The following is a 23,039-nucleotide window of genomic DNA, read 5'->3' as shown; positions in this document are numbered from 1 at the left end:
ATACAAGAATAATCTTGTTATTGGAGCGGGTAGTGGGAATCGGACCCACCTTTTCAGCTTGGAAGGCTGAAGTATTACCGATATACGATACCCGCATATTTTGGAGCGAAAGACGAGACTCGAACTCGCAACATCCACCTTGGCAAGGTGGCACTCTACCATTGAGCCACTTCCGCATTTTTTATTCCAAATTTTGGTCGGGGTGACAGGTCTCGAACCTGCGACCTCATGGTCCCAAACCATGCGCGCTACCATCTGCGCTACACCCCGAAATTGGTGCGTCTTAAGAGATTCGAACTCCCGGCCCATGCCTTAGAAGGGCATTGCTCTATCCAGCTGAGCTAAAGACGCACGATACAAGAATAATCTTGTTATTGGAGCGGGTAGTGGGAATCGGACCCACCTTTTCAGCTTGGAAGGCTGAAGTATTACCGATATACGATACCCGCATATTTTGGAGCGAAAGACGAGACTCGAACTCGCAACATCCACCTTGGCAAGGTGGCACTCTACCATTGAGCCACTTCCGCATTTTTTACTCCAAATTTTGGTGCAGATGAAGGGAATCGAACCCCCATGCCCGAAGGCACTAGATCCTAAGTCTAGCGCGTCTGCCAATTCCGCCACATCTGCATATTTTAAATTGGTGGCTTACCGGGGAATCGAACCCCGGACACCTTGATTAAAAGTCAAGTGCTCTACCAACTGAGCTAGTAAACCTTGTTTTTTTTGGCAGGGATAGCAGGATTTGAACCTACGAATACCACAGTCAAAGTGTGGTGCCTTACCGCTTGGCGATATCCCTACTTATGGGGTGAATGATGGGGCTCGAACCCACGACAACCAGTACCACAAACTGGCGCTCTACCAACTGAACTACATCCACCAAAAATGGTGCGTCTTAAGAGATTCGAACTCCCGGCCCATGCCTTAGAAGGGCATTGCTCTATCCAGCTGAGCTAAAGACGCATATATTAATAACGAGTTTCATTTTATGATATTTCTCGACATTTGTCAAGGTTTTTTCTGCGAAACTACGATTTTAATGGAGCGGGTAGTGGGAATCGGACCCACCTTTTCAGCTTGGAAGGCTGAAGTATTACCGATATACGATACCCGCAAAAAAATGGTCGGGGTGACAGGTCTCGAACCTGCGACCTCATGGTCCCAAACCATGCGCGCTACCATCTGCGCTACACCCCGTTTACTTCATCACCATGTCTCACAGCAACAATGATTATTCTACAGTATGACTACTAATCCGTCAATACATTTTTTCAAGAAAATAAATATTATCAAAATAACCACACAATAATAGCTATCATATACTATTAATAAACTTTGATAATATATGACTTATAGCCTCATTTATATTGCTAAAATGCTTTTACTTCTTTAAGATATATATGCGGTGTTTTTTCTTCTTCTAATTCAATAAAACCTACATATCTCCCTCTTAACCTTGGCAAAGAGATGCTTCCAGGGTTCATAAAAACAATCTCCCCCTCTCTCTTCAAAAGATTTTCATGGGTATGCCCAAATAATACTATATCAGCATTTAATTCGTTTGCTCTATAGTAAATATTATTTAAATTTTCCTTTACTCCATAAATATGTCCATGGGTTAAAAATATTTTTTTTCCCATAATATTTAAGACTTGTTCCATTGGATATGCATTACTATAATCACAATTTCCGCTTACTCCATAAACATCTCCAGTGAAATCTCTAGTTAATTCTTTTATATCTTCTGAATTATCTCCTAAATGAATTAACACATCTGCTTCTTTAATATAATTTCTTCCAAGTTCTATATACCTTTTCATATTATGGGTATCACTAATTACTGCTATAAGCAACATTTTCACCTTCTCTAAAATATTCTATATAAAGTCTTTTATTTGATTTTTCAACCTACTTAAGGCAATCCCTCTGTGGCTTACTTTATTCTTATCTTCTTGATCTAGTTCACTAAAACTCTTCTTTAGAGGTTCATAATAAAATAGAGGATCATATCCAAAGCCACCTTCTTCTGATAATTCTTCTAAAATTATTCCTTTTACCTCTCCTTTAACAGAAAGACACTTTTTATCACTATCCATTAATATTATTTCGCAAATAAATTTGGCTTCTCTATTATCTTTAGTAACGCCCTTAAGCTTTTCTAATAATTTCTCGTTATTTTCCTTGTCATTACCATGTTTCCCTGCATATCTAGCTGAATATATTCCAGGCTCTCCCTTTAGATAGTCTACCTCAAGACCTGAATCATCTGCCATGACAACAAAGTCATTATCACCTCTTTTTTTTAAGAAATCAACTATTTCACTAGCTTTTTTCTTAGCATTTTCTTTAAAGGTTTCTCCATCCTCTATAACATCTATATCTATATCTTCATCCTTTAAAGAGCTTATTTCAATAGAAATCTCTTTTAATAACTGTTTAATTTCATTTATTTTATGTATATTATTACTTGCTAGAATAATTTTTTTCATAATATTATTTATTCCCTCCTGTTCCAATCCACAAAGCATCCATTTTTAAAATATCCTTTTGAGCTTGTATAACTTGTTTTATTCCATTTTCTCCTAATTCTAACAGCTCATTTAATTCATTTCTACTGAATGGGGCCTGTTCACCTGTACCTTGTAATTCTATAAAACTTCCCTCATCAGTCATAACTACATTCATATCCACTTTGGCATTAGAGTCCTCTTCATAACATAAATCCAAAAGTTTTTCCTCATTAACAACCCCTACACTTATAGCTGCTAAATAGTTTCTAATAGGATATACCTTAAAAGGTTTATTCTTGTGCAACTTATTTATAGCATCTACCATAGCTACAAAGGCACCTGATATAGAAGAAGTTCTAGTTCCTCCATCTGCTTGTATTACATCACAATCTACCCAGAGAGTCCTCTCTCCTAAAGCCTTTAAATCCACTACTGACCTTAGAGCTCTGCCAATAAGTCTTTGGATTTCCATAGTCCTTCCATCCATCTTTAACCTTGCTATATCCCTAATTTTTCTATTCCCAGTTGCTCTAGGTAACATATTGTATTCTGCTGTAATCCAGCCTTCCCCTGTTCCCTTTCGAAATGGTGGTATCTTTTCTTCGACAGATACATTGCATAATACTTTAGTATCGCCTACTTCTATATATACTGAGCCTTCTGCATACTTTGTATAATTTCTAGTCATTTTAATATGCCTAATTTGATCTTTTTTTCTACCATCTATTCTCATGAACATCCACCTTCAAAATTTATTTTATGTTAAATAATTCATCTCTCTCTGGTTCTTTCACTTCTAATTCTACTCCATTAGATACCAGAATACCTTTACTTCTTGTAACTTTTCCTATAAGTGTAGCTTTTATCCCATTACTTGTTAAAGCTTTTATCATTTCTTCTCCTTTAGATGTTGTAATTAACATACTTCCAGATGATATTAATCGTAATGAATCTATAGAAAACTCTTTAGCTATTTTCTTTGTACTCTCAAGAAATGGAAGCTTATCTTCATATACTAAAAAACCTTTACTTGAAGCCATGGCTACCTCGAATAGTGCTCCAAGCAATCCGCCTTCAGTTATATCGTGCATTGAATTTGCCCCTATTTCTTTTCCTATACGCCCCTCATCTAAAACGCTTATGTATTTAATTAAATCTTTCGCTTCTTTTAATTCTTGATTATTTAATACTTTCTTAGCCCTTTCTTCATAATCAGTAGCTAATATAGCTGTACCTTCTAAAGCCAAGTTTTTCGTTACTATTATATCATCGTCTTCAAGGGCCCCTGCTGTTTTTATAGATTCCCCTTTCTTATTTTTACCTATAACTGTTATAGATATAATAAGCTTATTTACAGCGGAGGTAACTTCTGTATGCCCACCTATTATTTCCACATTTATTTTAGCAGCTTCCTCACTTATTTCCTTCATTACATAATTTATTTCTTTTAAAGTTGAAGTAACCGGAGCTAAAATAGTAACTAATAACGCTATAGGTTCACCACCTGAGGATGCTATATCATTACAGTTTATATTTACAGCCAATTTACCTATGTTCTCTGTAGCTCCTGTTATAGGATCTGTAGAAAACATAGCCTCATAGCCTTCAAAATCTATTACAGAACAATCTTCCCCTACATCATTTCGTATAAGTACTTCGTCTCTTTTTATCTTTCTACTATTAATAATTATTTCTCTTAACTCATGGAAGTCTAATTTTCCTTCTTTCACTAAAAAAATCTCCCTTAATTTTAATTTTATGCACTATTTATAAATTTCTCTCATATTAATTAATAATAATACTAAAATATGAGGTGAATAATTTGAGATATATAGGTCCATTTTTTAGAATGAATAGCCTTTCCCAAAAAGATATAGAAGGACAGCTATTTTTCTTATCCCGCGAAGCCATAAAAACTATAGTTCTTAGTTCTAAGTGTGGAATACTCTCCTCATTTAGGCCTTCTAAGAAATCTTCTCATTCAAATAATATTAACACATTAAGTAACTTTTCACCACTAATATGCATCTATCGAAAGGCTTCACCAGTGTTCATTCATAATAAAACTTCTCATGGATTTGACGAGTCAACTTTTAAAAAAGATATCCATCCAGCAACAAATGCGTTAATGACCTTAAGTCTTTTAGAACTTAGTAATTACTATTCTCATTATAAAGATAAGGTTAGAAATGTTAACTCTCTTGAAGAATCTTATTCTTATTTAATTAAGGAGCAGTTAGAATTTTATTCTGAGAATCTCAGAAATTCTGAAGGTGTCTTCGTTGAGAAGAAAAATCTTTCAGATAGTAATTCTAAGGGCTATAATCTTGTAGAAAAGGATAAAAAATTCAATTTTTCTGATCAAGCTATTATGATGAGTGCTTATTACTTATATTCTAAAAATAACCCTAATGATTCAGTTAGCATTGAATATAAGAATTTTTCTCTCCAAATTTTAGATATGTTTCTGGATTTTAATGAGGCCATGTATGATGTATCATTTGAAGAGGGCTGCAAGTTACTATTTGCGTTTAATTTATTCTATAGCTACTCTACTGAAGAAAAATGTAAAAGCTTAATTATAGATCTAAGTGATTTTCTAATTAATAAACTTGAAGAAAAAAACTATTATTCTGATTCGTTAGACAATTGTTCTATTCTAGCTTTAACCCTACTAGACTCCTTTAAACATACGGAAATTATATCTTTTAAGGAGAAAAGTGATGAAATATATGATAAGCTTCAAGAACTTTATGACGAGGAAAAAGGAATGTTTTTAAAACCTATTGATAAGAAAGAAATTAAATATTCTTCTTTAGAAATCTCTTTTTATTTTCTAGCATTTCTTATTCATGCTAAAGATAAAGAGGATGCTTCACAATACAAAAACATGCTTCATAGCCTTTATAAAAAGTTCTTTATATCCTCAGGCTTAGTATGTAGTTGGCCAGAGGCCCCAAGCCTGGATGAAGTAGAAAGATATAGAGGTCTTTCTCTGCAGTCTAAGGATATGTTAGATGAAAGTTTTTTTAGAATGCCTAATCTTCCATCTCCAGCTAGTTCAGGTATGGCACCTATATTGGCTAAAAGTCTTCTTTATTCTAAAAAGAAGGATTCTTTTACTCGCAATAGTGACACCTTTGATAGTGGCAAAAATATGTTTGTATATTTTACATTAATACACTTTCTAATGGATGATGTTATTGAAGGTATGGACTTTAACCTAGCTTCAGAAAATCAGGATATTCCATCTGTTGATAACATGATTGAAAATATTCCTTCCACTGAGGATATATCTGATATCCCTAAGTATATTGAATAAAAGAAATCTATTTTAGAGCTCCTTCAAAATATTAATAAATTTATATTTTGAAGGAGCTCTTTAATTTTATTTCTTTATACTAAGAAAATCTATATTCCCATTTCCATCAACAGAAATATTGGATAACTTATCAGATATAGCTATATTTTTATCTATAAACATAACAGGAAGGATTCTATAGGAATAGAAAAGATTTTCTTCTAACTCAGAAGAATCATCATAATCTGATTCCTCCACACTTAGTAACCCTCCCATTTCTTCATATAACTCTTCTCTATTATTTACATCTTGGCTACAATTGATAAGTATCATGTCATATTTATTTTTTAACTCGTTATAATCTTTATCATCTTCCTTAATTAATGAATACTTAAGATTAATATTTTCCTTATCCTTAAACCAAGTTTTTAGAAAGTCACAATAATCTCTGCTTTCTTCATTATCAACAGCTAGTAATGTAATTGTATTTGGTTTCTCCCATATGCCCTCATTATTAAGACTTACTTTTCTAGTTTGAAGTTTACTGAGATCTTCTTTGTCATCTCTGAAATAACTCCCTTGAGCAGATTCTACCTCATTAGAATTTTCTTCTCCGAAAGTTTCTGTAGCATTATATATAATCGTATATATCTCTTTCCTATCCGATAGTGATAATTCATTTTGTCCTGGGCCTATAGATACATAAAATCCGCTATCTGTTGGATATGAATACAGCCTTTTTATCTCATCTAATCTCTCTAATTGACTCCGAGATGGATCCAACAGGATATCTCTTTCTCCTACTTCATATGAGGCCATAGATAATTCTTTGCTATCATCCTTAATTATTTTTATACTATTAACTGCTTTACTTTGTATTTTTGTATTTTTTTCAAGCTGTACCTCTTCATCCTGATAACTTTTTATATAGTAATCTCCTGAATAGCTTATTTCATTATAGGATTTTGACATATCTGACCATAGTTGTATACACTCTCTAACCCTATATTGAGGTTTAGTTAGCTCTGTAAGAAAATTCTCATTTTCATTGTTTAGTCTTATCCTTAATACATTTCCCTCAACATTAATGGCAACGCCCTTCTCAAATGTGCCCTTACCATTTCTAAATTCACTGGCTCCATATACATCCAAGAGACCTTGGATATTTTCATTATCTTCCACCTTAATAACTTCTTTAAAATAACTTCTAATATCTTCAGCAGTTATAGGGTTCCCATCACTCCAAAATATATCATCCCTTATGGTAAACTCATACTCTACGCTTTTCTCTTTTTCAACTATTTCACTTGCTAAGGAATATATAATTTTTCCATCTGACCCCATCTCTATCAAGCCTTTACTAGTAGCACAAATAATATTTTCTTCATCCTTAGACAATCCCGTAACTTTATCTAAACTATTAGGAATACTTGTTGTTGCATAAACTATAGATTTTTCATCAACTGTTATCTCAGAGTTTGTCATATCTACAAAACCTAGTATTAAAGCCACTATAACTATCGTTAATACTATAGCGATAATAAATTTCTTCATTAACACACTCTCCTTTTTCTTTAGGCACATAAAATAACATATCAAAGCTGCAAAATAAGTAATCATACTGGTTTATTATTTTTTTTGATTATGCCTTAGTATTAACAATTATAGCCATTACTTAATTTAGATAATCATAATAATTAATTTATTTTAAAGGTTTTCAGTAATCTTTTTTATGATACAATATTAGTATATTTTTACTAGGGAGGTTTGTTATGTCAATCTTATATGGTGCCACATGTATTGTGGGTATTATTTTCATGTTAACCTTTATGTTTATTGGAATTTGGTTGTTTATTACTGCTTTAAAGGCCTTTCAACAACTTAGATATAAAAATTATATATTAGAAAAAATATATCAAAAACTAGATATCTTAGCAAAAGCCAGTTCAATTACTCCTTGCCAAAAGGAAGAACCTGTTAAAGACTATGAAAATGTATTTGATTTGAATAATGAAGATAAACTGTCAAAAATTTCTCAAGTTAAAGAGTTTGATTCCTTGAACAATATAAAATAAAAAAGCACTGATAATTCAGTGCTTTTTCTATTTCACAATACTAATTGATAACAATAATATAATGCTAATTGATAAACTTAATGTAGAATATATTATTTTCTTATTTCCATGCTCATTTTGCCAAAATCTCATAGTTAAAAACCCCATGGTTATAGCAACACCAAGTTGTATTGGCATATATGAATAGAACATTTGTCCAACATAAAAAAATTGATATGAAGTTAGAAGGGTACATAAAATTAGTATGCTTGCTATGCTTGCTGATATAATTATCATTAAATCTATAAATTTCTTCATAATTACACCCCTATCATTTTTTTAAATTCTTCCTCCGAAATCACTTTAACTCCGAGCTCTAAAGCTTTTGAAAGCTTTGAGCCAGCTTCTTCCCCTGCAAGTACATAATCAGTCTTTTTACTAACACTTCCCGATACCTTTGCACCTAACAGTTCTAGTTTTTCTTTTATACTTCCTCTAGTGTAATTTTGAAGGGATCCTGTAACTACTACAGTTTTTCCTTCAAATAAGTTTTCTATTATTTCCTTCTCTTCATACCTTGGATTAACTCCTAAGCTTAAAAGCTCATCAATAATTATTAACACTTTTTCTTCTTTAAAGAACTCCATAACGCATTTTGCTACTATATCTCCCACATCTTGAACCTCTATAAGTTCCTCAAACAGAGCTTCTTTTATTCCCTTTACAGATTTAAATGTATTCACTAGATCCTTAGCCGTTTTCACTCCTACATTAGGTATTCCTAATGCATATATAAATGCTTCAAGCTTGCAATCTTTGCTTTTTTCTATGGAATCCAGAAGATTTTGTGCTTTCTTCTCCTTAAACTTATCCAATGTTAATAACTCTTCCTTATTGATTTTATATAAGTCTGATATAGATTTTATATCTAATTTTTCAAATAAATGCTCTGCTGTTTTTTTAGAAAAGCCTTCTATATTCATTGCCTCTCTACAGCCATAATGAACTATACTCTTAACCATTTGAGGTTTACAAGATAATGTGTTTTCACAAAAATAATGAGCTCCTACGAATACTAAATGACTATTACAGTAAGGGCAAACAATTGGAGCCAATATTTCCTCTGATCCTTCAAGACTTTCAGCCACAACTCCCATTATTTCAGGTATAACATCATTAGATCTTCTAACAAATACCTCTGCCCCAATTCTTACGCCCTTCCTAGCCACATCATCCATATTGTTTAAAGTTGCCCTCTTAACTGTAACTCCAGCAAGTTCAACAGGCTCAAGGATGGCTGTAGGTGCTACTCTTCCACTTCTACCTACATTCCATTCTACAGAGAGTAATTTTGTAGTAGCTTCTTGAGCTTCGAATTTATAAGCTATTGCCCATTTAGGAAATTTAACTGTGTACCCTAGAAGTTCTCTAGTTCTAATATCATCAATAGCTATAACTAATCCATCTATATCGTATTGCAATCCAAATCTTATATCTTTAATATATTGGATTTCCTTCTCTATTTCATCAATGGTTGTGCAAGTCTTTATATAATCATCTACCGGAAGGCCCTTTTGCTTAATAAAATCCATCATTTCTAAATATGTCTTAAATTCTTTGCCTTCCTTGTATCCTATATCATAAAAAAAGGCTGATAAATTTCTTCTAGCTGTTTCTTTAACATTTAAATTTCTTAAAGCACCAGCTGCACCATTTCTAAGGTTCTTTAAAGGCACCTTGGCAGTTTTATTATAATCTTCAAAGGCATCCATTGTCATAACTGCCTCTCCATGGACTTCAAATACATCACTTGAATCTATTTTCAGTGGAATAGACTTAATAGTTTTAACTTGAGAAGTTACCTCTTCTCCAATATAACCAGTACCTCTAGTTGCTGATGTATTTAATACACCCTCTTCATTATAGGTTAAGTTAATAGTTAGCCCATCAAACTTTTTAGTAAGAATATATTTAAGATCAGGTAATTCTTCTCCATTAGCTCTCATATCAGCTAAAAACTTTAAATTCCTATTATGCCATCCCTTCAACTCTTCTACACTTTGTGCTTTATCTAAGCTCCAAAGCTTTCCTTTATGGGTATATTTCGAAAATCCCCCTAAGACTACGTCTCCGATTCTTAGACTTGGAGAGTAAGGCAGGATATAATCTTCCGATATCTCTAGTTTTTTTAATTCATCATATTTTTCATCATATTCTTTATCGGTAACGGTCTGAGCATCTAAAGTGTAGTACTCATAGGAATATCTATTTAGCTCATCTACAAGTTCTTCTATTCTATTTTTATTATCCATAACCTGGTCTTGCCTCCTAAATTATTATAATAGTTCTAGCTTGGCTAGAGACAATAATAATATTTTGACTCCCTGCTTATCAAAAGCAATAGTTAATTTCTTGTCATTTCCCGATGGTGTTATAGTAACTACGGTCCCTATGCCAAATTTTTCATGACTTACTTTTCTTCCAAGAGATAGTTCACCATCCTTTATAGTGTTGCTGCTATCTTGACTTATACTAGGCATACTTGTTGTTCCAGATTTTGAAGTAGCCCTTTGTCCAAACATATTTCCTCTTAAGCTATGAGGATTTGAATAAGTGTCTTTAGATACACTATCCCTAGACATTCCGCTGTTTGAACTGCCTCTTTCATTTAAAAACTCCTTGAGATCAGATTTTATTTCTCCAATAAAATCTGATTGGCTATAGCTTACAGTCCTACCAAATACCCTTCTAACTTCTGCAGAAGTCAAATACAAACTCTCCTTTGCTCTTGTAATTGCAACATAGCAAAGCCTTCTAGACTCTTCCATTTGGTCTTGTTTATCCATATCTGCAATACTTGGGAATAATCCATTTTCCATTCCTACCATAAATACTACTGGAAATTCTAATCCTTTTGAGCTATGGATAGTCATAAGGACTACCGAGCCTTCTCCACCCTCCTCATCTTCAAGCTTATCAGTATCTTGAACAAGAGAAACTTTCTCTAAATATGCTTCAAGGCTCTTATCCTCACTGTTCTTTTCAAAGTCTACAGCATCAGATACTAGTTCCTTTAAATTTTCAATCCTGCTCTTATCCTCTATCTCCTCTGACTTTGATAATTCCTCAAGATATCCCGTGTCCCTTAAAATACTCTCTACCAACTTAGAAACAGGAACTGTCTCCTTTAGCAACATTAAATTATCCATAAGGCTAGTAAATTTTTCTATGCAAGTAGTATTTCTATTAGTTAAGGCTGGTATACCTCTAGCTTCCATTAATGCATCCCATAAATTTAATCCAAAATTATTTGCAAAGTCCTTCACCTTTAAAACAGTAGCATCACCAATACTTCTCTTCGGAACATTAATAATTCTTCTTAAGCTAATATCATCTTGAGGATTTAAAAGTACTTTTAGATAAGAAATTAAATCTTTAATTTCTCTCCTATCGTAGAATCTAGTACCTCCAACAATTTTATAAGCTATATCCCGTCTTCTTAATGTCTCTTCAAATATACGAGATTGAGCATTTGTTCTGTAAAGTATAGCAAAATCTTCATTTTTTCTACCTTCTTTAAACTTTATATCTGAAATGGTCTTCGATATAAAATCTCCCTCTGCTCTATCGTCAAAGGCCCTGTAAATTTTAATCTTACTTCCTGGTTCTTGGACCGTTCTCAATGCTTTATCTTTTCTATTTTTATTATTTGAAATAACCACATTAGCAGCTTTAAGAATATTTTCCTTAGATCTATAATTTTGCTCAAGCTTAACTACCATTGCCTTTGGATAGTCTTTTTCAAAGTCTAATATGTTGGTTATATCCGCCCCTCTCCATCCATAGATGCTTTGATCATCATCTCCCACAACACATATATTCTTATATTTCTCAGCTAAAAGTCTAACTAATTCATATTGTGCTCCATTAGTATCTTGATACTCATCCACCATTATATATTCAAACTTTCTTTGGTAAAATTCTAATACATCTGGATTTCTCTTAAACAACTCCACAGTTTTAAATATTAAATCATCAAAATCCATTGCATTATTTTCTTTAAGCCTCTTTTGATACATTAGATAAGCATCCGCAATCTTATTTTCTCTAAAATCACTCTCAACTTCTCTCTTATAGTTTTGAGGTCCCTTCATCTTATCCTTTGCTCTACCTATTTTGCCCATTATTTCTCTTTTATTAATATCTTTATCATCTATATTAAGAGCTTTCATACATTCAGTTATCAGAACCTTTTGGTCTGATGTATCATAAATTGTAAAATTCTTCTTATATCCTAAATGCTCTATCTCTCTTCTTAAAATTCTTACACAAGTAGAATGAAAAGTAGATATCCACATATCATTTGCTCTTTCCCCTACAATTGCACGAACCCTATCTCTCATTTCTTTAGATGCCTTATTTGTAAAAGTTATAGCTAAAACTTTATAAGGAGCTATTCCTAAATCTTCTATCATATGAGCCATTCTATAAGTTAATACTCGGGTCTTTCCAGAGCCTGCTCCAGCAAGAATTAACACTTGTCCCTCTACAGTAACAGCACCCTCATATTGTTCTTTATTAAGTAATGATTTTAAATCCAAATCATAACCCCCTCTCTAAATACTAAGATATTATATCACACTCTTATCTCCTATTTTATATACTTGCCTTATTCTTAAATAAAAAATCCGAATATTATTGGAATAAACACCGCTGGCAGTAAATTCGCTACCTTTATCTTTGTCACCCCTAATATATTTAAGCCAATACCTATAATAAGTAGACTTCCAACAGCTGACATATTAGTAATAACAGCTGTACTTAAAACCCCTGATAGAAGTCCTGCACCTAAAGTTATTGCACCTTGATAAATGAATACCGTCACTACAGATAGTAGTACTCCTATCCCTAATGTGGAAGCAAATATTATAGAAGATATACCATCTAGAATAGATTTTGCAAATAAGGTTGTATGATCACCTTGAAGTCCACTTTCTAAGGAACCCACCAAAGCCATAGCCCCTACACAAAATAATAGACTTGCTGTAACAAAACCTTCTGAGATAGACACCTTATTATTTTTTTTCTTAACTTTACTTTCAAAATAATCTCCAAGCCTAATTAAAGCCTTATCAATATCCATTATTTCTCCAATTACTGCTCCTACTGCAATACAAATTATCATCTGTATTGTATCTTTTCCTTCTAAAGCTCCAGATATTCCTATATATATGACACATAACGCCAATCCATTCATTATAGTAGTGCTCATTTTTTCAGGTATCCTGCCCTTTATAATAAGTCCAGAAATACACCCTACAGTAATTGCAACACAGTTCACTATTGTACCTAACATTTTTTCCTCCAAATATTTATATTCTATCTTATTTTAGCACATATTTATTCCTTGCCCAAATTGTGTTAAAATTAAGTAAAAGTCCCTATGCAGAATTTATGATTGGAGATAATTTTATGAGGAAAAAACTTTTTAACTGTCTATTTATTTTAATAATTCTTTCTTTATTTGCTGGATGCTCTAAAGAAATTGAATATTCACAAGTAAGCACTTATGCTGATACTGTAACTACCTCTCTTTTAACTTCTATAAATGAATTAGATTACGATAAATTTTCTTCCAATTTAAATGATGAAATGAAAGATTCCTATGATTTTGCTCTCTTTCAAAAGGAGACAAATGAAATTTCAGCTACTTTAGGCACTTTCCAATCTCTTAGTTTTTATTACGGCGAAAAGCGTGGTGATTACTTTTATTTGATTTATAATACAAATTATTCGAATTCTGATAAAGAAATTAGAGTTTCAATAACCTTTAAAGAAAATGATGAAACCCATAAGGTCTGTGAATTTTATTTCGATTCTGCTGATATAAATGGCTAAATTTAGGATAAATATATTCCTGTGCCAATATTCCCTTTAACTTAAATTTTATTTTTTCATGAAATTGCTATATTTTTACGAGAAATGTTATATAATCAATTAATGATCTGAAGCTTAACTTATAGGAGGAAACATTAATGGAAGAATCTAATATTTATTTAGTATTTTCAAAAACAGGCACCTGGCTTTCTACTAGCATTGGGTTAGTGACCAGCAGCCCCTATACTCATGTTTCTCTAAGCTTAGATACAAACTTTAATAAAATGTATAGTTTTGGAAGAGTTAATCCGGACAACCCCTTTTCAGGTGGTCTTGCTTTGGAAAACCTTTATTCAGGAGTATATAACAACCCTGGTTGTAAATGTATGATTTATTCTGTGCCTGTATCCAAGGATCAGTTAGCACTTTTAAAAGAACAACTTTCAGAATATTATTCTTCAGATATAAATTATAAATATAACTTTTTAGGTCTTTTTGGCGTTTTGTTGGACAAACCTCTAAAAAGAAGTAAACACTATTTTTGCTCACAGTTTGTGTCAAAGTTACTTATCGAAAGTGGTATTTATGAAACTTCAAAACCACCAGAATTAATAAGCCCTACCGATTTAATGACATTTCCAAACAAAGAAATTATCTTTGAAGGGTTACTATATCAATTCACTAAATTAGCCCATTCTCCAGCCCTATTACACTTATAAATTTTAAAAAACTGCTGATATATGATTATATCAGTACTTTTTTTTATAAAAAACCAATAGACACTTTATTTTTTTGCAATATTAGATTAGAATTAAAGGTAAATGCAAATAAATATATTAAGATATTACCTTAAGAAAGGATGAATAATATGGCAAATGAAACTAACTCATCTAATTTTATTAGAAACATAGTCATGGAAGATTTACAAAATGGAACTACAAAAGAGGTCTTAACTCGTTTCCCACCAGAACCAAATGGATATTTACATATAGGACACGCAAAATCAATATGCTTGAATTTCCAAATTGCTACTGAATTTAACGGGAAGGTTAATTTAAGATTTGATGATACTAATCCTTCAAAGGAGGATACAGAATATGTAGAGTCTATTAAAGAAGATGTAGAATGGTTAGGCTTTAAATGGGATAATCTTTTCTTTGCTTCAAATTACTTTGAAACAATGTATGAAAAGGCAACACTATTAATTACTAAGGGTAAAGCATATGTATGTGACTTAACCTCAGACGAAATGAAAGAATATAGAGGGACCTTAACTGCTCCCGGAAAAGATAGCCCTAATAGAAATAGAAGTGCTGCTGAAAACCTAGAACTTTTTGAGAAAATGAAAAATGGAGAATTTAAGGATGGAGAAAAAGTTCTAAGAGCTAAAATTGATATGTCCTCTCCAAATATAAACATGAGAGATCCTATATTGTATAGAATTGCACATGGATCTCATCATAATACTGGAGATACGTGGTGTATATATCCTATGTATGATTTTGCTCATCCAATAGAGGATGCTATTGAAGGGATAACTCATTCAATATGTACTTTAGAATTTGCAGATCATAGGCCTTTATATGATTGGATTATCCAAGAATGTGAAACTGAAAGTGTTCCAAAGCAATATGAGTTTGCAAGATTAAATATTACTAACACTGTAATGAGTAAAAGAAAGCTTAAATTACTAGTTGATGGTGGTTGTGTTGATGGATGGGATGATCCAAGAATGCCTACAATTGCCGGTTTAAGAAGAAAGGGGTATACTCCTGAAGCTATAAGAAACTTCTGCCAGGCTATTGGAGTTGCAAAGGCTGCTTCTACAGTAGATGAACAAATGCTTGAATATTTCATTAGAGAGGACCTTAATTTAAAGGCTTCACGAGCCATGGCTATTTTAGAACCATTAAAGCTAGTTATTACAAACTACCCAGTGGGTCAGACTGAACTTCTAGAAATAGAGAACAATCCTCAGGATGAATCTGCAGGTACTAGACAAGTTGCCTTCTCAAGAGAACTATATGTTGAAAGAGAAGACTTTATGGAGGTTCCAGCTAGAAAGTACTTCAGGTTATTCCCTGGTAATGAAGTAAGACTCAAGGGTGCATACTTTATTAAGTGTAATGAAGTTATAAAAGATGAAAATGGTAATGTAGTAGAGCTTCATTGTACTTATGATCCAGAAACTAAAAGTGGTAGTGGATTTACCGGAAGAAAGGTGAAGGGAACTATACATTGGGCAGATGTGTCAACTTCTATACCAACTGAATTCAGGTTATACGAACCTTTAATTCTTGATGATGTTGCAGAAAATGAAGGTAAGCATTTCTTGGAGCAAATAAATCCAAAGTCTTTAACAATATTAAATGGATTTGTTGAACCTTCAGTAAAAGATGCTAAAGCTTTTGATAAATATCAATTATTTAGACATGGCTACTTTAGTGTAGATCCTAAATTCACTACTGAAGAAAAATTAGTATTTAATAGAATTGTATCTTTGAAGACTTCTTTTAAAATATAACATAAGAAAAGATGCCTCTAGATGATTTAAAAATCATCTAGAGGCATTTTTTATTTTACTACTTTATATAATTTTCAAATCTTTCTCTTACCTTATCTTCACCCATAATTTGCATTATAGCATAAAGATCAGGCGTATTTGCCCTATGAGTTAGAGCTGCTCTAACTGCCCCTGCAACATCTGATATCATACCTTTAAAATTCTCAGGGTTAGCTTTATATTCTTTTCTATTTGCACAAAAACCTAATTCAATTCCAATTGCTTTTAAGTCATCAAACCAAGCTTCTTGGGTTTCTGCATTGAATTTAAAACTCTTTGCATAAGCTTCAATAACAGCCTTTGAATTTTCTAATGAAAGAGTTTTTGGTAATTCTATTTTGTCCTCTGTTTCTTTGCTAAACAACTCATCAAAGAAATAGAATATTTTCTCCTTAACCTCATCCCATTTAGCAAAGTCCTTTCTTGGTTTTGGGCCTTCTTTGTCTATATTAAATACATCCTTTAGCATAGATTCCTTTAAGCTTACTAATCCATACATTTCTTTATTAAATTCTTCTGCCCAAGTTATGTAATAATCATATACCTTCTCAGCTTTCATTCTACAAATAACTTCTTTGCTCACGTCATTCAACTTAGCCAAATCAAATAACGCTCCGCTCTTACTCATCTTATCTAAAACTACAGGGAATTCATGATAATCTGCTGTAGGATTTTCTGCTCTCCAACCTTCATAGGTTGAATTTATTATATTCAATAGGTATTCAGTTACTGACACCATTGGATATCCAGCTTCTTTATAGTAAGATACAGCCGCCTCAGCATCTTTTCTCTTTGATAATTTTCTCTTTGAACCATTATCATTTTTCATTATAGTTGGTATATGAGCATACTTTGGAGCTTCAAATCCTAATATTTCAAATAATTGAACATGTATTGGAAGTGAGGACAACCACTCTTCTCCTCTTATTACAGTAGTAGTTCTCATTAATGCATCATCAATAGCATGAGCAAAATGATATGTAGGAAGTCCATCAGATTTTATTATTACTATATCTTGATTACTTTCAGGAAAAGATATATTACCCTTTATAAGATCATGAAATTCCACTCTAGTATTTATGTCTCCAGGTGATTTTATTCTTATAATATATCTATCACCCTTTTCTATTCTCTTAATAGCATCCTCGGAATCCATATTTCTACAAATAGCATATTCACTATAATATCCTGGAGTGATTTTCTCAGCCATTTGCTTTTCTCGAGTTGCATTTAAACTATCAGCTGTACAAAAACAAGGGTATGCTAACCCCTTCTTTACTAAATCCTTAGCAAATGTCTTATATATTTCTTTTCTTAAGCTTTGTCTATAGGGACCATAGGCACCTATTTCAGTTTCTTCCCCTGTCATTCCTTCATTAAACTTCATTCCAAAGTTTTTAAGAGTTTGTATAGTATCTACTATTGCCCCTTCAACTTCTCTTTTTTGGTCTGTATCCTCTATCCTTAAAAAGAAGACTCCTTCACTTTGACTAGCTAATCTTTCATTTATTAAAGCAGCAAATACTCCTCCAATATGTTGAAACCCTGTAGGACTTGGAGCATATCTAACGACCTGTGCTCCTTCTTTCATATTCCTCTTTGGATACTTTTCTAAATAATATTCTGGTGTGTTTTCTAAATCAGGGAATAGAACATCTGCCAATCTTTCAAAACTCATATTATCACCTTTCCTTTAAGTAATTTTTGAATATAAAAAAATCCCTCATTCTATATACTAGAACGAAAGAATATCATGTACTCTTATTTGTAAATGTCTCTACCTTGCTATTCTTTACAAATCCTATTTAATTATAACTGTTCATAATAATATTGTAAACAAATTATATTTATATACTAATATCATGTCATGCAGGATTAAATTCATTTTTTTCAATATTTTGTTTATTAGAATTATATTGATTATATTTAGTTAACCATAAGATTCTTTTATTACGTAAAATTATAAAAATAGTATTTTTTTTCATCAATTTTTATAACTTACGAATTGGTAACAATTACATATATCCTATTTTTAACAAAATAAAAAAGCGCAACCCTTGGGGCTAGGTTGCGCTTTAGCAATAAGCAATAAATAAAGGGGGCTATTTATCCTTTTATTTATCCTTGCATAGATATTATATGTTATTACTTTTTAAAATGCAAGATATTTTGGTACAAACCATATATTTATGCTGAAATATGAATTATATTCCTTCATTTTTTTATATCATTCGTTAAATTGATTTTAAAATAGCTAATTCTTCATCTGTAAGTTCTCTATATTCGCCTTCTTCTAATTCTGAATCTAATGTTAATCCACCAAATTCAATTCTTTGCAAATAAGTAACCTGGGTATCAATGGCTTCAAACATCCTTTTCACCTGATGAAACTTCCCTTCTTGAATTGTAAGTTTAATCTCTGACCCGTCTTCAGTCGCTGACATTATCTCAAGCTTTGCTGGTTTACATAAATATCCATCATCTATTGTAATACCTTTTTCAAAGTCTTCCACAGCCGAATCTGGTATCTTTTTATCTATCCTTGCAAAATACACCTTATCAACATGCCATTTAGGTGCTATTAATTTATGATTTAACTCTCCATCATTTGTTAATAATAATAATCCAACAGTATCCTTATCTAATCTGCCAACTGGAAAAGGATCAAATGCTTGATGATCAGGGTGAAGAAGGTCTATTACAGTTTCTTCTCTACTATCACGGGTTGCAGATATTACTCCATCCGGCTTATTCATAATAAGATATATAAATTCTCTGTAAAATATTTGTTCTCCATTTATTTTAATTATGGATTTTTCAGCATCTACAATCTTACCATTATCCTTAACTATAACCCCGTCAATTTTTACATTACCTTTTTTGATTATACCTTTAAGTTCTTTTCTACTTCCATATCCTAAATTAGATAATATTTTATCTAGTCTTTCCATTAATCACAACTCCTATCTCTACAATTCTTTACTATTATAACAATAATAAATTATAAATGTAAAATTCCTAAGGGGATTTTTTTTTAATAAAAAGAAAAAGACTCTCCTTTGGAGAGCCCTAAAAAATATAATTCCAAGAATTCCGCAGGAAAAGTGAAAGTCCAAATCTTTGATTTGGTTCCTTGAACTTTCTCCTTGGAGCTTATCACCTTAATTTTACATTTTTAGTTTTCACTTGTTTCTAAATTCCATTTTCATAATAATTCATAACCTTAGGTACATAATTCTGAGTTTCTCCAGGCATCTTATATAAATCAGAGGTTGATGTTACTCCTCTTCTTTGCATATTGCCTATTCCTCCATTATATGCCATTAAAGCCATCTCAACATTTCCACCATAACTATCTAAATAACCTTTTAATAGTTCAATTCCACCTTTTATATTCTGCTCAACATCCAAAGGATTACTCAATCCTTGCGCCTTGGAATTTGCAGGCATTAACTGCATTAGCCCTTGCGCTCCTGCTGAAGATACTGCATTTGCATTAAAATTAGATTCGGTTTTTATTATAGATAGAACTAATTTTGAATCTACTCCATACTGCTCGGAATACTTATTTACAGCATCATATATTTCACTCATACTTGAATCAGAGCCTGTGTATGTTGAAGTATTAACTCTATTAGTACTACTATTATAAGTTAATCCGTTGCTAAGTAGCTCAGAAAGTTCTTCAATATCTTGATCATTACTGCTATCTGTGCCACTTAATAAACTAGCTAGTTCACTTTGAGATGATTCATTTGTCATAGAGTCTATCATAGCTTGGTATACTATTTCAAATTCCATTCCATCCCCAAGACTATCCTTTAATATTTTTTCCATCATCTGCATTTTTAATAATTCTTGTACCTTTTGTTGCTGCTGTAAATTTTCCGTTTCAATTGTATTCATATACTCTCCACCTTATAGTTTAAATATAAATTCTCCATAATCCTCATAATTAACCTTTTTATAAAAACTTTTAGCAAAGACCATTACCTTATATTCTCCCTTTACAAAGGGTATAAATGTATAATCTTCTTTTCTTCCATAATTTTGAGCTTTCATCCAATTACCTTGCTCCATTACATAAAACTCATAACAAACTTCTTTTCCCCCATTACTTTGCACTGTAAGTGTGACTTCTTTGTTAATCTCAATTTTTTCTTTATTACAAGTAATTGTAGTTCCAGTTACAGGAATTGCTTCTGAAACATAAAGGTTTATTTCCTTCCTACAATCATATTCCTCTTCGCATTTTATATTTTTTGCGTAAATCTCAAAGGTATATTTACCTATACATTTAGGTGTTAGTACTATTTTTTTATTTTTAATAAATCCAGTATCTTCTACCAAATGTCCATTAACCTTTGTTATGTATCTCATTAATACACTTTTTGTATTTTGAGATATAGCCTCTATCTCTATGGGATCCTGAACTAGATGGATATTTTTATGTGGCAATAAAATATAGTCTATTTCTCCTGGCAAATATTCTTTAACCGTAAGGTAATTGAATGTATGGCTATCATATTCCATAGTTGAATACTTGTTTTTTACGCGTATTTCTACTTCATACTCACCTTTTTCTTCCGGAATGAAATTAACCCAGTTAGCTCTTCCATACTTTACTCTTTCCTTTTCCACATTATCTTTATATACTATAAATGAATATTGAATCAACCCCATTTCACCTTCTGCAACAACCTTTAAATTGATAGGCTGTCCAACCAAAACAATTTTTTTACCATCTAAGATAACATCTAATATTTTTGCAGGCCTATCGGCTTTCTTATCAATACTAAAGGCAAAACTTCTCTTGCTTTCATATTCTCCGTCGAAGGAAACATCCTTAACATATAGAGTTATATTATATTCCCCTTCCTGTTTAGTTTCCCATAAGTACTCGTTTTTTCTAATATAACCTGAATCTTCTGAAGTAGGTCCCTCTATTACATATTTATAAACTACTTCTCTTCCACCCTTTACATCTGCTCTTAATAAAGCATTACTTCCATTAACTTGAGGCGAGGTAATATCAGCCGTGAAATTTTTTACTTCTATCTTATTATAAGCCATAACCCTATATAAAATCAAAGCCCTATCATCATATTCTTTGTTGGATAATATATCCTTAACCAAGCAAAGTATCCTGTACTCTCCAGGCTCATCTTCTTGATACGTTACCATTCTTTTAGACGAATAATCTTGAAGACAAATAGCCTTTCCTTCTTTACTTATTTTAATAAACTTATATAATAAACTTCTCTTATCCCCAACATTAACATCTACTTTAAAAGTAAGCTCCTCACCAATTAGTAATCCATCTGTCATACACTTAAAATCATTTATTTCTATTTTTACATGAGGAATAACTTCAAATAATACGGTAGTAAATTCATCTACCTTTTCATTAGAGTTAGCTCTTTTACATTCTATAAGTACTTCTTGTTTTCCTTCTTTACGTGCGGCATATGTTAAAACATTATCCATGGCATAATCCTTAATCAGTTCCCAATCCTGCTTACCTTGAATCCAAAATCTATATAATATATTTTCTTCATTACATACAACATTTATATTGATTTTTTCTCCAAACATAACATTAACATTGTCAAGCTTAACGTCTCTTATTAACTTTTCCTTCACATCAGCACCAATAACAAACTTCTCCTTTACTAAAAAATCGAAAGGTTTTTTTGATTCATTAGTCTTTGCTTGAATCATTACAATATATTTTCCCTCTAGTGAAGGATTCCACAAAAATATTTCTTTTTCAGAAAAATCTTGAACTGTATTCCATATTCCTCCAGAACCTATAATGAATTTGTATCTTAGATCTTTTTCACTAAATTCTGCTTTAATCTTAATCTCATCTTTTATCATACTTGGGCTTTCTTTATCAAACTTTATGCCTTGCTCCACCATATATTATCTCCCCTTTATCTTTATACCCTTTATTTTACCATATTATGTAAACTTATGCTAATATATAGCTACTATTATTATACATTTTTTTGTAAGTATAGTTAATAGTATTCATAAAAAAAACATCAAAATACTATGTTATTTTGACGTTAAAGGTTTTTTTCTATTAATTTTTTTAAATTTTCTACTAGTCTTACTTCATCTTCACCACTTCTTTTTTTAGGATTTGGAGTTTTTCCTCCGCCCCTTCTTATTTTTTGTGATAAATGCCTCTCTTCGAGTAATCTATCTATATTATTATCTGTATAAACATAACCCTTAGGACTAATAACTTTTGCTTTTTTTGGAAGACACATGGCAGCCAACCCATAATCTTGGGTTATTACTATATCATTTTCTTCAGTATTATTAATAACGTACATATCTACATTTTGAAAACCGCTATCTACTATCCTAACTGTAGAATAATCACTATTTATATAATGATTTATATCACAATATATTAAAACTTCTATTTTAGACTCTTTTGCTATTTCTTCTATGATTGATATGCTAGGACACGCATCTCCGTCAATAATTATCTTCATATTATAATCTTTACCCTCCAAATATCCTTAATGGAAACGTACTCTTACTTATTATATCATAATTAAGCTTTATCTTTTTATTATTATATCAATCGATTGAGTCAAGTAAAAGTGGGCAACTATTTTATTATCCATTATTTTACAGTATATATTTATAACTTCCCTTAAGCATTTTTACTCTTAATTGTAACTAATATCTCCAAATCCTTTTAATCCACA

The 23,039-nt window shown here is 31.8% G+C and carries 19 protein-coding genes and 13 tRNA genes; 5 read left to right on the top strand and 27 right to left on the bottom strand.

All coding sequences use genetic code 11. The annotated features are described in order from the left end of the window. Nucleotides 1-21 precede the first annotated feature (21 nt). From CLVI_RS14950 to CLVI_RS14870, 17 genes are all read right to left on the bottom strand, one after another. Nucleotides 22-95, bottom strand: a tRNA-Gly gene (locus CLVI_RS14950). Between the two features lie 6 nt (nt 96-101). Beyond that, nucleotides 102-176 (bottom strand) — tRNA-Gly (locus CLVI_RS14945). Nucleotides 177-194: 18 nt separating this feature from the next. Next, nucleotides 195-270 (bottom strand) — tRNA-Pro (locus CLVI_RS14940). A 4-nt stretch (nt 271-274) separates the two neighbouring features. After that, nucleotides 275-351, bottom strand: a tRNA-Arg gene (locus CLVI_RS14935). A 24-nt stretch (nt 352-375) separates the two neighbouring features. Further along, nucleotides 376-449, bottom strand: a tRNA-Gly gene (locus tag CLVI_RS14930). 6 nt (nt 450-455) lie between these two features. Continuing rightward, nucleotides 456-530: transfer RNA gene (locus tag CLVI_RS14925), tRNA-Gly, on the bottom strand. Nucleotides 531-548: 18 nt separating this feature from the next. Beyond that, nucleotides 549-633: transfer RNA gene (locus tag CLVI_RS14920), tRNA-Leu, on the bottom strand. Between the two features lie 11 nt (nt 634-644). Further along, a tRNA-Lys gene (locus CLVI_RS14915) sits at nt 645-720 on the bottom strand. Between the two features lie 10 nt (nt 721-730). Continuing rightward, a tRNA-Gln gene (locus CLVI_RS14910) sits at nt 731-805 on the bottom strand. Nucleotides 806-810: 5 nt separating this feature from the next. Continuing rightward, nucleotides 811-886 (bottom strand) — tRNA-His (locus tag CLVI_RS14905). 6 nt (nt 887-892) lie between these two features. Next, nucleotides 893-969, bottom strand: a tRNA-Arg gene (locus CLVI_RS14900). 77 nt (nt 970-1,046) lie between these two features. Beyond that, a tRNA-Gly gene (locus CLVI_RS14895) sits at nt 1,047-1,120 on the bottom strand. 7 nt (nt 1,121-1,127) lie between these two features. After that, nucleotides 1,128-1,203 (bottom strand) — tRNA-Pro (locus CLVI_RS14890). 173 nt (nt 1,204-1,376) lie between these two features. Next, a complete protein-coding gene (locus CLVI_RS14885; protein ID WP_106060916.1) occupies nt 1,377-1,859 on the bottom strand; it encodes a metallophosphoesterase in 483 nt (160 codons plus the stop codon). A 24-nt stretch (nt 1,860-1,883) separates the two neighbouring features. Continuing rightward, nucleotides 1,884-2,495, bottom strand: coding sequence for an XTP/dITP diphosphatase (locus tag CLVI_RS14880; protein WP_106060915.1), 612 nt, complete (start codon nt 2,493-2,495; stop codon nt 1,884-1,886). 4 nt (nt 2,496-2,499) lie between these two features. Further along, complete coding sequence (rph, locus tag CLVI_RS14875; protein ID WP_106060914.1) at nt 2,500-3,249, bottom strand: ribonuclease PH; 750 nt, start codon at nt 3,247-3,249, stop codon at nt 2,500-2,502. 19 nt (nt 3,250-3,268) lie between these two features. After that, entirely contained in the window at nt 3,269-4,246 is a 978-nt protein-coding gene (locus CLVI_RS14870; RefSeq protein ID WP_106060913.1) for an AIR synthase family protein, read from the bottom strand. Between the two features lie 119 nt (nt 4,247-4,365). Here CLVI_RS14870 and CLVI_RS14865 point away from each other — a divergent pair, with 119 nt between their 5' ends. Then, nucleotides 4,366-5,838, top strand: coding sequence for a hypothetical protein (locus tag CLVI_RS14865; RefSeq protein WP_146127339.1), 1,473 nt, complete (start codon nt 4,366-4,368; stop codon nt 5,836-5,838). Between the two features lie 66 nt (nt 5,839-5,904). Here the strand turns inward: CLVI_RS14865 and CLVI_RS14860 are convergent, their stop codons facing one another. Further along, nucleotides 5,905-7,371, bottom strand: a complete 1,467-nt coding sequence (locus tag CLVI_RS14860; RefSeq protein WP_170065689.1) for an ABC transporter substrate-binding protein — start codon at nt 7,369-7,371, stop codon at nt 5,905-5,907. Nucleotides 7,372-7,589: 218 nt separating this feature from the next. Here CLVI_RS14860 and CLVI_RS14855 point away from each other — a divergent pair, with 218 nt between their 5' ends. Then, entirely contained in the window at nt 7,590-7,892 is a 303-nt protein-coding gene (locus CLVI_RS14855) for a hypothetical protein (RefSeq protein ID WP_106060910.1), read from the top strand. A gap of 27 nt (nt 7,893-7,919) precedes the next feature. Here CLVI_RS14855 and CLVI_RS14850 read toward each other — a convergent pair whose 3' ends face one another. The 4 genes from CLVI_RS14850 to CLVI_RS14835 all read right to left on the bottom strand — a co-directional run bounded on the left by CLVI_RS14850 (nt 7,920) and on the right by CLVI_RS14835 (nt 13,227). Next, nucleotides 7,920-8,189 carry a hypothetical protein gene (locus CLVI_RS14850; protein ID WP_106060909.1) on the bottom strand — a complete coding sequence of 90 codons (270 nt, stop codon included), beginning with the start codon at nt 8,187-8,189 and terminating at the stop codon, nt 7,920-7,922. Between the two features lie 2 nt (nt 8,190-8,191). Beyond that, a complete protein-coding gene (ligA, locus tag CLVI_RS14845; protein ID WP_106060908.1) occupies nt 8,192-10,183 on the bottom strand; it encodes an NAD-dependent DNA ligase LigA in 1,992 nt (663 codons plus the stop codon). Between the two features lie 24 nt (nt 10,184-10,207). Beyond that, the gene (gene pcrA / locus CLVI_RS14840) at nt 10,208-12,472 is read right to left on the bottom strand and encodes a DNA helicase PcrA (protein ID WP_106060907.1); all 2,265 of its coding nucleotides are present in this window, start codon (nt 12,470-12,472) and stop codon (nt 10,208-10,210) included. 74 nt (nt 12,473-12,546) lie between these two features. Beyond that, nucleotides 12,547-13,227: a DUF554 domain-containing protein gene (locus CLVI_RS14835; protein ID WP_106060906.1), complete on the bottom strand. Its 681-nt coding sequence runs from the start codon at nt 13,225-13,227 to the stop codon at nt 12,547-12,549. Nucleotides 13,228-13,343: 116 nt separating this feature from the next. Here CLVI_RS14835 and CLVI_RS14830 point away from each other — a divergent pair, with 116 nt between their 5' ends. The 3 genes from CLVI_RS14830 to CLVI_RS14820 all read left to right on the top strand — a co-directional run bounded on the left by CLVI_RS14830 (nt 13,344) and on the right by CLVI_RS14820 (nt 16,272). Next, on the top strand, nt 13,344-13,769 hold the full coding sequence (locus CLVI_RS14830; RefSeq protein WP_170065688.1) for a DUF3887 domain-containing protein: 426 nt from the start codon (nt 13,344-13,346) through the stop codon (nt 13,767-13,769). 137 nt (nt 13,770-13,906) lie between these two features. Then, nucleotides 13,907-14,467, top strand: coding sequence for a hypothetical protein (locus tag CLVI_RS14825; RefSeq protein ID WP_106060904.1), 561 nt, complete (start codon nt 13,907-13,909; stop codon nt 14,465-14,467). 149 nt (nt 14,468-14,616) lie between these two features. Continuing rightward, nucleotides 14,617-16,272, top strand: coding sequence for a glutamine--tRNA ligase/YqeY domain fusion protein (locus CLVI_RS14820; protein ID WP_106060903.1), 1,656 nt, complete (start codon nt 14,617-14,619; stop codon nt 16,270-16,272). A gap of 58 nt (nt 16,273-16,330) precedes the next feature. On the opposite strand, the gene gltX is transcribed toward CLVI_RS14820, so the two are convergent. From gltX to CLVI_RS14795, 5 genes are all read right to left on the bottom strand, one after another. Beyond that, nucleotides 16,331-17,989 (bottom strand): glutamate--tRNA ligase, encoded by a 1,659-nt coding sequence (gene gltX, locus CLVI_RS14815; protein ID WP_106060902.1) that lies wholly within the window; start codon nt 17,987-17,989, stop codon nt 16,331-16,333. A gap of 556 nt (nt 17,990-18,545) precedes the next feature. Next, entirely contained in the window at nt 18,546-19,262 is a 717-nt protein-coding gene (locus CLVI_RS14810; protein WP_106060901.1) for a pseudouridine synthase, read from the bottom strand. A 241-nt stretch (nt 19,263-19,503) separates the two neighbouring features. Beyond that, the gene (locus CLVI_RS14805; protein WP_106060900.1) at nt 19,504-20,217 is read right to left on the bottom strand and encodes a lytic transglycosylase domain-containing protein; all 714 of its coding nucleotides are present in this window, start codon (nt 20,215-20,217) and stop codon (nt 19,504-19,506) included. 12 nt (nt 20,218-20,229) lie between these two features. Further along, nucleotides 20,230-22,233, bottom strand: a complete 2,004-nt coding sequence (locus tag CLVI_RS14800) for a triple tyrosine motif-containing protein (RefSeq protein ID WP_106060899.1) — start codon at nt 22,231-22,233, stop codon at nt 20,230-20,232. Nucleotides 22,234-22,382: 149 nt separating this feature from the next. Next, on the bottom strand, nt 22,383-22,820 hold the full coding sequence (locus CLVI_RS14795; protein WP_106060898.1) for a YaiI/YqxD family protein: 438 nt from the start codon (nt 22,818-22,820) through the stop codon (nt 22,383-22,385). Between the last annotated feature and the right edge of the window lie 219 nt (nt 22,821-23,039).

The organism is Clostridium vincentii (assembly GCF_002995745.1).
Taxonomy (GTDB): domain Bacteria; phylum Bacillota; class Clostridia; order Clostridiales; family Clostridiaceae; genus Clostridium; species Clostridium vincentii.
The sequence above is the reverse complement of the archived record's forward strand: the minus strand, read 5'-3'. Positions and strand labels throughout refer to the sequence as shown.

Coding starts and splice junctions, on each gene's coding strand:
- CLVI_RS14805 (WP_106060900.1), bottom strand. CDS start 20,217: ATGAATACAATTGAAACGGAAAATTTACAGCAGCAACAAAAGGTACAA.
- CLVI_RS14880 (WP_106060915.1), bottom strand. CDS start 2,495: ATGAAAAAAATTATTCTAGCAAGTAATAATATACATAAAATAAATGAA.
- CLVI_RS14820 (WP_106060903.1), top strand. CDS start 14,617: ATGGCAAATGAAACTAACTCATCTAATTTTATTAGAAACATAGTCATG.
- CLVI_RS14810 (WP_106060901.1), bottom strand. CDS start 19,262: ATGGAAAGACTAGATAAAATATTATCTAATTTAGGATATGGAAGTAGA.
- CLVI_RS14835 (WP_106060906.1), bottom strand. CDS start 13,227: ATGTTAGGTACAATAGTGAACTGTGTTGCAATTACTGTAGGGTGTATT.
- rph (WP_106060914.1), bottom strand. CDS start 3,249: ATGAGAATAGATGGTAGAAAAAAAGATCAAATTAGGCATATTAAAATG.
- CLVI_RS14800 (WP_106060899.1), bottom strand. CDS start 22,233: ATGGTGGAGCAAGGCATAAAGTTTGATAAAGAAAGCCCAAGTATGATA.
- ligA (WP_106060908.1), bottom strand. CDS start 10,183: ATGGATAATAAAAATAGAATAGAAGAACTTGTAGATGAGCTAAATAGA.
- CLVI_RS14860 (WP_170065689.1), bottom strand. CDS start 7,371: ATGAAGAAATTTATTATCGCTATAGTATTAACGATAGTTATAGTGGCT.
- CLVI_RS14830 (WP_170065688.1), top strand. CDS start 13,344: ATGAGGAAAAAACTTTTTAACTGTCTATTTATTTTAATAATTCTTTCT.
- CLVI_RS14855 (WP_106060910.1), top strand. CDS start 7,590: ATGTCAATCTTATATGGTGCCACATGTATTGTGGGTATTATTTTCATG.
- CLVI_RS14850 (WP_106060909.1), bottom strand. CDS start 8,189: ATGAAGAAATTTATAGATTTAATGATAATTATATCAGCAAGCATAGCA.
- CLVI_RS14795 (WP_106060898.1), bottom strand. CDS start 22,820: ATGAAGATAATTATTGACGGAGATGCGTGTCCTAGCATATCAATCATA.
- CLVI_RS14865 (WP_146127339.1), top strand. CDS start 4,366: ATGAATAGCCTTTCCCAAAAAGATATAGAAGGACAGCTATTTTTCTTA.
- CLVI_RS14825 (WP_106060904.1), top strand. CDS start 13,907: ATGGAAGAATCTAATATTTATTTAGTATTTTCAAAAACAGGCACCTGG.
- gltX (WP_106060902.1), bottom strand. CDS start 17,989: ATGAGTTTTGAAAGATTGGCAGATGTTCTATTCCCTGATTTAGAAAAC.